The organism is Aquabacterium sp. (genome assembly GCF_041915145.1).
Classification (GTDB): Bacteria; Pseudomonadota; Gammaproteobacteria; order Burkholderiales; family Burkholderiaceae_C; genus Aquabacterium.
Map to the genome: position 1 here is coordinate 1 of NZ_JAYSBZ010000104.1, position 7,940 is coordinate 7,940.

At 65.1% G+C, this 7,940-nt stretch carries 9 protein-coding genes; 7 read left to right on the forward strand and 2 right to left on the reverse strand.

Annotated elements, in window-relative coordinates:
• The coding region (locus ACE3SS_RS14040; RefSeq protein WP_374594983.1) for a DUF2238 domain-containing protein at positions 1 to 388 on the reverse strand (388 nt) is incomplete at its 3' end.
• A 76-nt stretch (positions 389 to 464) separates the two neighbouring features.
• Positions 465 to 1,646, reverse strand: a complete 1,182-nt coding sequence (metK, locus tag ACE3SS_RS14045; RefSeq protein WP_374594985.1) for a methionine adenosyltransferase — start codon at positions 1,644 to 1,646, stop codon at positions 465 to 467.
• A 160-nt stretch (positions 1,647 to 1,806) separates the two neighbouring features.
• Here metK and ACE3SS_RS14050 point away from each other — a divergent pair, with 160 nt between their 5' ends.
• From ACE3SS_RS14050 to ACE3SS_RS14080, 7 genes are all read left to right on the forward strand, one after another.
• Entirely contained in the window at positions 1,807 to 2,655 is an 849-nt protein-coding gene (locus ACE3SS_RS14050) for a lysophospholipid acyltransferase family protein (protein WP_374594987.1), read from the forward strand.
• Positions 2,656 to 2,700: 45 nt separating this feature from the next.
• Positions 2,701 to 3,585: a lysophospholipid acyltransferase family protein gene (locus ACE3SS_RS14055; protein WP_374594989.1), complete on the forward strand. Its 885-nt coding sequence runs from the start codon at positions 2,701 to 2,703 to the stop codon at positions 3,583 to 3,585.
• 36 nt (positions 3,586 to 3,621) lie between these two features.
• The gene (locus tag ACE3SS_RS14060) at positions 3,622 to 4,074 is read left to right on the forward strand and encodes a hypothetical protein (protein ID WP_374594991.1); all 453 of its coding nucleotides are present in this window, start codon (positions 3,622 to 3,624) and stop codon (positions 4,072 to 4,074) included.
• Between the two features lie 243 nt (positions 4,075 to 4,317).
• On the forward strand, positions 4,318 to 5,652 hold the full coding sequence (locus ACE3SS_RS14065) for an OmpP1/FadL family transporter (protein ID WP_374594993.1): 1,335 nt from the start codon (positions 4,318 to 4,320) through the stop codon (positions 5,650 to 5,652).
• A gap of 74 nt (positions 5,653 to 5,726) precedes the next feature.
• A complete protein-coding gene (dapF, locus tag ACE3SS_RS14070; RefSeq protein ID WP_374594995.1) occupies positions 5,727 to 6,617 on the forward strand; it encodes a diaminopimelate epimerase in 891 nt (296 codons plus the stop codon).
• Between the two features lie 18 nt (positions 6,618 to 6,635).
• Positions 6,636 to 7,322, forward strand: coding sequence for a DUF484 family protein (locus ACE3SS_RS14075; RefSeq protein WP_374594997.1), 687 nt, complete (start codon positions 6,636 to 6,638; stop codon positions 7,320 to 7,322).
• 11 nt (positions 7,323 to 7,333) lie between these two features.
• A partial coding sequence (locus ACE3SS_RS14080) for a site-specific integrase (protein WP_374594999.1) occupies positions 7,334 to 7,940 on the forward strand: 607 nt, incomplete at its 3' end.

Below are 7,940 nucleotides of genomic sequence, written 5' to 3' on the forward strand. Positions count from 1 at the left end.
CGATCACGCCACGGCGCAGCAGCAACTCGCGCGCCACCATGGCTGGCACGAAGCCTTGCGCGAAGTGGCCGATCTTGTCGTAGTTGTTGCGCGTCCAGCCGAACCAGTCCTGCATCCAGAAGCCCAGTGGCACCTTGGCGTAGGTGTAGTGGCCGCCGACCATCAGGATGATGGCGTGGACGACGATCAGCGCATACAGCAACCCGGTGAGCGGAAAGCGCCGGTGCGTCGCCAACAGGATGGGCAGCGCGATGAAGACGGGCGCTACTTCCATGGCCCAGATGCTGAGGTCGAGGGCGTGCCAGGCCGACAGACCAAGCAGCGCCAGCAACACGATCAGCCCGACGAGCAGGGTGCGGAGGGACGGGGTGGAGGCAGGGGCGTTCATGGCCGCGAGTATGTCGCGACCATGAAAAAACGCGCCACGGTGGGCGCGTTTTTCAGTGCGGCGAATAGGCCCTGGCTCAGATGCCGGCAGCGGCCTTCAGGAAGGTCGCCTTGTCGGTGCGCTCCCACGAGAAGTCCGCATCCTCGCGGCCGAAGTGGCCGTAGGCAGCCGTCTTGCCGTAGATCGGGCGCAGCAGATCGAGCATCTGGATGATGCCCTTCGGGCGCAGGTCGAAGTGCTCGCTGATGAGCGCGGCGATCTGCTCGTCGGGGATCTTGCCCGTGCCTTCGGTGTAGACCGTGATGTTGATCGGCTTGGCCACGCCGATGGCGTAGCTCACCTGGATCTGACACTGCTTGGCCAGGCCGGCGGCCACCACGTTCTTGGCCACGTAGCGCGCGGCGTAGGCGGCCGAGCGGTCCACCTTCGTCGGATCCTTGCCCGAGAACGCGCCACCACCGTGCGGGCAGGCGCCGCCATAGGTGTCGACGATGATCTTGCGGCCCGTCAGGCCGCAGTCGCCTTGCGGGCCACCGATCACGAAGCGACCGGTCGGGTTGATCAGGTAGGTGGTGTCCTGCAGCCACTCCTTGGGCAGCACCGGCTTGACGATCTCTTCGATGCAGGCCTCGATGAAGCTGGCCTTCATCTTGGTTTGCGATTCGCTCTGGTCGGGGCTGTGCTGCGTGGAAAGCACCACGGTGTCGATGCTGTGCGGCTTGCCGTCAACATAACGCATCGTGATCTGGCTCTTGGCGTCGGGGCGCAGGAAGGGCAGGCGGCCGTCCTTGCGCAGCTGGGCCTGGCGCTCGACGATGCGGTGCGCGTAGTAGATCGGCGCGGGCATCAGCTCGGGCGTTTCGTCGCAGGCGTAGCCGAACATCAGGCCCTGGTCGCCGGCGCCGGTGTTGAGGTGGTCGTCGCTCGCGTGGTCCACGCCTTGCGCGATGTCGTTCGACTGCTTGTCGTAGGCGACCAGCACGGCGCAACCCTTGTAGTCGATGCCGTACTCGGTGTTGTCGTAGCCGATGCGCTTGATGGTGTCGCGCGCCACCTGGATGTAGTCGACGTGCGCGTTGGTGGTGATCTCGCCGGCCAGCACGACCAAGCCCGTGTTGGTCAGCGTTTCGGCGGCCACGCGGCTGCGCGGGTCTTGCGCGAAGATCGCGTCGAGAATCGCGTCAGAGATCTGATCGGCGACTTTGTCGGGGTGGCCTTCGGAGACGGACTCCGAGGTGAAGAGATAGTCGTTCGCCACTTTTACACTCCTGTCAGGCGGGTTGATGTCGCGTCGCCAGACCGGTTACTGCACATGGCGAACGCTTTAGCGGTATTTGTGCGGCCGCTGTTGCAGCCTGTCGCCCCGCAAGTTGTCCTTTAAACCGGCGACGCGGGTAGTTTAAACCGATGAATCAAACATGAACTTGCTGTTGCGCTGTTTGGCAGGGTGCCCGCTGTGGTTGCTCCACGGGTGGGGCTGGGTCGTGGGCTGGCTGGTTTACGCAGCCTCGCCCACCTATCGGCGGCGTCTGCGTGCCAATGCGGCGTCGGCCGGAGTGCCTCAGTGTCGGGTGCGCGAGTCCATCGCGCAGGCCGGAAAAATGGTGCTGGAGCTGCCTTATTTGTGGCTTCGGCCCGACAGCGATCGCCTGGAAGGGCGCGTGGTGCGATGGGCGGGGCGCGAGCATGTCGAGGCGGCCCTGGCGGCGGGGCGGGGCATCGTTTTCCTGACGCCGCATCTGGGCTGCTTCGAGGTCACGGCCCAGGCGTACGCCGAGGCTTTCGGCGCGCGCAGCCCGATCACGGTGCTGTACCGCCCGGCGCGCCAGCAGGCGCTGCGCGAGGTGGTCGAGGCGTCGCGGGCGCGTGCCGGCTTGAAGACCGCGCCGGCCACGCTGGCGGGCGTACGCCAGATGATCCGCGCGCTCAAGAACGGCGAGGTGGTGGGCGTGCTGCCCGACCAGGTGCCGCCGCAGGGCCTGGGCGTGTGGGCGCCATTTTTTGGTCAGCCGGCCTACACGATGACGCTGGCCGCGCGGCTGGCGCAGCAGACCGGCGCGGCCGTGCTGCTGGCGTGGGGCGAGCGCCTGCCGTGGGGGCGGGGCTACCGGGTGCACTTCGAGCCGCTGACTGAGAGCCTGGGGCAGCCGGACGATCTTGCACAATCGGCCACCGTGATCAATCGCGCCATGGAGCGGCTCATCATGCGATGCCCGCAGCAGTATCTGTGGGGGTATCACCGCTACAAGCAGCCACGCGATCTTTGACCGGCCGCCGATTCCGCACAACAACACCAAGAAGGATCTCTCACCATGGCGCGCCTGCTGCTTGCATTCATCTGGCTCTTGCATTGGCTGCCCTTGCCGGTGATGGCCGCCCTGGGCAACGGCCTCGGGCGCGTGCTCTACCGCTTGGCGAGTTCGCGCCGCAAGGTGGCACTGCGCAACCTGGAGCTGTGCTTTCCGAGCAAGACGCCCGCCGAGCGCGAGGCCCTGGCGCGCGAGCACTTCAAGTGGCTCACGCGCAGCATCCTCGAGCGCAGCTACCTCTGGTACGCCAGCGAGGCGCGCGTTGAAAGCATGATCCACGTCGAGGGTGACCCGCATCTGGCCGAGCGCCTGCAGCAAGAGGGGCGCCCGGTGATGTGGCTGTGTCCGCATTTCGTGGGGCTCGACGTGGCCGGCGCGGCCATCCTGATCTGCCAGAAGCGCCCGGGGGCGTCGATCTACCAGGCGCAGAGCAACCCCATCATGGACGCCGCCATGAAGCGCGGCCGCCTGCGCTTTGGTGACGCCGAGATCTTTCCGCGCAGCGATTCGATCAAGCCGCTGCTGCGCGCCATCAAGCAGCAGGGACGCGGTTTCTTCAACCTGCCCGACATGGACTTCGGCCTGCAAGACGCGGCCTTCGTCCCCTTCTTTGGCGTGCCCGCGGCGACCTTGCTCGCCCCCTCGCGCATGGCGCGCACGCTCGACATGGTTGTGCAGCCGGTGATCGCCGAACTGCTGCCGGGCGGGCGCGGCTACCGCGTCCACTTCATGGACCCGCTACCCGGTTTCCCGACCGCCGACGCGCTGGCCGACACGGCGGCGCTCAACCGCTGGATCGAGGTGCAGATCGCCAAGTGGCCGGCGCAATACCTGTGGGTGCACAAGCGCTTCAAGACCCGCCCCGCCGGAGAGCACGGCCTGTACTGATTCGGCGCCGGCTGGAAACGGGATGCCCGCAACTCGATGGACGTTGCATACAGCAGCATCTTCGTGCGCGACCGCACCGTCAACCGCAGCCACGACAGCCCGACCACGCCCGACCTGCCGCTGGGCAACTCGGGCGCCAATCTGGCCACGGGCGGCACGTCGAACGGCGTGGTGCAAGGGGTATTTCGCAGCCACGCCCAGATTCTTGGCGCGCAGTTGAATCACCAGTTTCGATTCAATTACCAACATGCTGCCTCGGCGGTAATAAAAGAAAAGGGTCGCTTTGGTGGCTCTTTTTTGTCGATGAGGAGCCGCTCGGGCCATGCCGCCAGAGATATCGATTCAAATTCGTTCGGTAATATCCCGCCCTGCGGTCGGGGTATTGGTATCGAAGCTGGCCCGCAAGCATCGGCAAGGCAGCGTGAGCATGTCGCGACTGGGCGACAAACATCGATACGAAATGTTGCTTTTTTGGCATCTCCTAGTTGAATCCCTTAACAGCTTGCCGTCAGGAACCCCTATCTTTCTGCCTTGGCTGGGTGTCGATGTATTCGACATTCCATTTGCCTGATTCAATACGCACGTTTGAAACGGGCAATATAAAAAATACAGCCATTGCAGACTTGGCCGTGCCATCGCCGGGTTGCCCAGCGATGGCGACCATTCACCAAAACAGAAAGTAGGAAATTCGTGATGAAGCAAGAATTCAACGCCGTACGCACCAGCTTGGCCGTGGCCGCCGCGCTGCTGGTCAGCCAAGGCGCGCTGGCCTCGGGCTACAACTTCGGTACACAAAGTGCCGCGGGTCAGGGCACCGCCAACGCCAACGGCGCTGAAGCCGCAGATGCTTCGGTGGTTTACGCCAACCCCGCCGGCATGTCGCGCCTGAAGGGCACCAACTTCACCCAGGTGCTGGATCTGGTGCTGCCGTCGGTGAAGTTTGAGCAGACCGGATCGGCGACTGGCAAGTCGTCCGCATCGCTTGGTTCACTGGTGGGAGCCGCGACGTCGGTGACCGGTGACAGCGGTGGGGATCCTGTGCACAGCACGTGGGTGCCGCACGGCTACCTGACGCATCAGATCAATGACCAGTGGACGGCCGGCATCGGTGTGTTCGTGCCCTTCGGCGCCAAGGTCGAATACGGCGACAATTTTGTCGGGCGTTATTACGGGCAGAAGACCGAGCTCAAAACCATCGATATCAATCCGTCGGTGTCGTTCAAGCTCAATGAGATGCACAGTTTTGGCTTTGGCTTGGATTTCCAGTACATGAAGGCCATGCTGCAACGCAAGGTCAAATATTCGGCTTTGCCCGGTAATAGCACCGACTTCACCTTTCACGTCGAGGGTGACTCGTGGGGCTACGGCTACAACCTGGGCTACATGCTGCAGTTGGATGAGCGCACCCGTTTTGGCGTGGCTTACCGCTCGGCCATCAAGCAAGACAACAAGGGCGATGCGACTCTGACCGACTACCTCGGGGTGCTGCGCAGCTCATCGAATTCAGCGTCGGCGGCCGTGAAGACGCCTGAATCGTTGTCGCTTAATGGTTACCACGACGTGAATGACAAGTTGGCCGTGATGGGCGACGTGACGTGGACTCGGCACAGCCATCTTGATCAAGTCGTGGTAGATGCGTTGCCGATCACCGTGACTTACATGCAGACCAACTGGAAGGACACGTACAAGGCGTCGATCGGTGCTGCTTACAAACTCAACGAAAGCGTCAAGCTGCGCGCTGGCTACATGTACGACCAGTCGCCGTCCGGGGCTGACTCCGACGTGCTGGTGACCATGCCTGACAACAACCGCCAGTGGTTGTCGGTAGGCGCGAACTGGAAGCTGACAAGCAAGGACTCGCTGGACTTTGCTTACAGCTACGTTTTCATCGCCAACCGCAAGGTTGATCGCTCATACGATAGTCAAACCAATGCGGACAAGCCTACCGGCACGGCGTTGCCGAACTATCCGTCGTACCCCGGCACAGGAACCACCTATGGCGAAGTGGCGGGCACCTTCCGCAGCCACGCCCAGATCCTGGGCGTGCAGTGGAACCACGCCTTCTGATCTAGCCGCTAGTCAGGGCAGCTCCAGGGCCACTTCGGTGGCCCTTTTTCATGGCTGCGCCGATAATCGCGCCCATGAAGCTGCCGCACAAACTCCAGTTCACCAAGATGCACGGCGCGGGCAACGATTTCATCGTGCTCGATGCCACGCGCGAGCCGCTCGACCTCACGGCGGCGCAGTTCCGCTTTCTGGCCGACCGGCGCTTCGGCATCGGCGCCGATCAGATCCTGATCGTCGGGCCGTCGCCCGCCGAGGGCATCGATTTCAGCTATCGCATCATCAATGCCGATGGCGGCGAGGTCGAGCAATGCGGCAACGGCGCGCGCTGCTTCGCGCGCTTCGTGGCGGACCACGGCTTGTCGAGCAAGACCTCGATCAAGGTACGCACCGTCAGCGGCGTCATCGAGCCGCATCTGCAGCTCGATGGCCGCGTGACCGTGGACATGGGCGCGCCGATCTTCGAGCCGGCGCTCGTGCCCTTCCATTCGGCCGGATTGCAGCCGCACGTGGTCAACGATTTCGAGCTCTGGCCGCTCACGCTGGTGTCGCACGCGGTCGACGTGGCCGTGGTCTCGATGGGCAACCCGCACGCCGTGCTCAACATCGCCCGCCTGGGCTGGGACGACCTCGACACCGCGCCGGTGGCCGAACTCGGGCCGCAGATCGAGGGGCACACGCTGTTTCCGAAGCGCGTGAACGCCGGCTTCGTGCAGGTGCTGGCGCGCGACCACATCAAGCTGCGCGTCTACGAGCGCGGCGCCGGCGAGACGCTGGCTTGCGGCTCGGGCGCCTGCGCCGCCGTGGTGGCGGGCATCCGCGCCGGCTGGCTCGACTCGACCGTGGACGTGGACACGCGCGGCGGTCGCTTGACCATCAGCTGGGGCGGCGGCCACGCGCCCGTGATGATGACCGGCCCGGCCGTGACCGTGTTCGAGGGCACCATCGACGTGCCCGACCTGGCCTGATCCAACTCCCGCATTGACATGACCACCACCGGCATCACCGAAAACGACATCGCCAACTACCTGATCAACACGCCCGGCTTCTTCGAGCGCCACGCCGAGCTGCTCGCCGCCGTGCAGCTCACCAGCCCGCACGGCCAGCGCGCCGTCTCGCTGCAAGAGCGTCAGATGGAAATGCTGCGCGAGAAGAACAAGGGCCTCGAGCGCAAGATCATCGAGATGATCCGCTACGGGCAAGACAACGTGGCCATTGCCGACCGCCTGCACCGCTGGACGGCCGCGCTGCTGCTCACCGCCAACGCGGCGAATCTGCCCGGCGTGCTGATCGAGCAGCTGCAGCATGAGTTTCTGATTCCGCAAGCCGCGTTGCGTGTGTGGGGCGTGGACCGCGCCTACGCCGAGTTGTCGAGCGCGCTGCCGGTGAGCGACGACGCTCGCAGCTTTGCCACCAGCCTGACGCAACCCTATTGCGGCATGAACTCAGGCTTCGAAGCCGCGAGCTGGCTGGAAGACCCGAGCACGGTGATGTCGGTGGCCTTGATTCCGCTGCGCGTGCCGGGTAGCGACGAGGGTGCGCCGGCCTTTGGTCTGCTGGCGCTCGGCTCGCCCGACCCGACCCGCTACAGCGCGGACATGGGCACCGAATTCCTTGCCCGCGTGGGCGAAGTCGCCAGCGCGGCCTTGTCGCGCCTGTTGCCGGCGGCCTGAGCACCCCGCCGATGACGAGCGACGCGCCTGCCCTGCCGGATGACGTCGTTCGCTTTCTCGACCATCAACGCGTGCAGCGCCGCCTGGCGCCGCGCACCCTGGCCGTCTATACCGATGCCCTGACGCGCCTGCATGAGTTTGTGCAGCGCGAAGGCATCGAGCTGCGCGCGGTCAAGCCGCACCACGTGCGCCATTGGGTGGCGCGGCTGCATGCCGGCGGGCTGGGGCCGCGCAGCATCGCGCTGCAGTTGTCGGCCTGGCGCAGCTTGTATCGCTGGCTGGGGCGCGATGGGCTGGTGTCGCTCAACCCGGTCGAGGGCGTGCGCGCGCCCAAGGCGGCCAAGCCGCTGCCCAAGGCCTTGCCGGTGGACCACGCGGTGAACCTGGCGGACTTTGAAGCGCCGCCGCCCGAGCAGACGCGCGGCACGCATTTCGCGGCCGAGCTGGAGGCGCGCGACGCCGCCATCGTCGAGCTGCTCTACGGCTGCGGTCTGCGCTCGGCCGAGCTGCTGAGCCTGGACGTGCAAGCCAGCGCGCAGGCGGTCGGCTGGGTCGACCTGCAGGCGGGCGACGTGCACGTGCTCGGCAAGGGCGGCAAGCGGCGCGTGGTGCCGCTGG

Excerpts from the sequence above, each read along its gene's own strand:
- ACE3SS_RS14050 (WP_374594987.1), top strand. The coding sequence starts at position 1,807 with ATGAACTTGCTGTTGCGCTGTTTGGCAGGGTGCCCGCTGTGGTTGCTC.
- ACE3SS_RS14055 (WP_374594989.1), top strand. The coding sequence starts at position 2,701 with ATGGCGCGCCTGCTGCTTGCATTCATCTGGCTCTTGCATTGGCTGCCC.
- ACE3SS_RS14060 (WP_374594991.1), top strand. The coding sequence starts at position 3,622 with ATGGACGTTGCATACAGCAGCATCTTCGTGCGCGACCGCACCGTCAAC.
- dapF (WP_374594995.1), top strand. The coding sequence starts at position 5,727 with ATGAAGCTGCCGCACAAACTCCAGTTCACCAAGATGCACGGCGCGGGC.
- ACE3SS_RS14075 (WP_374594997.1), top strand. The coding sequence starts at position 6,636 with ATGACCACCACCGGCATCACCGAAAACGACATCGCCAACTACCTGATC.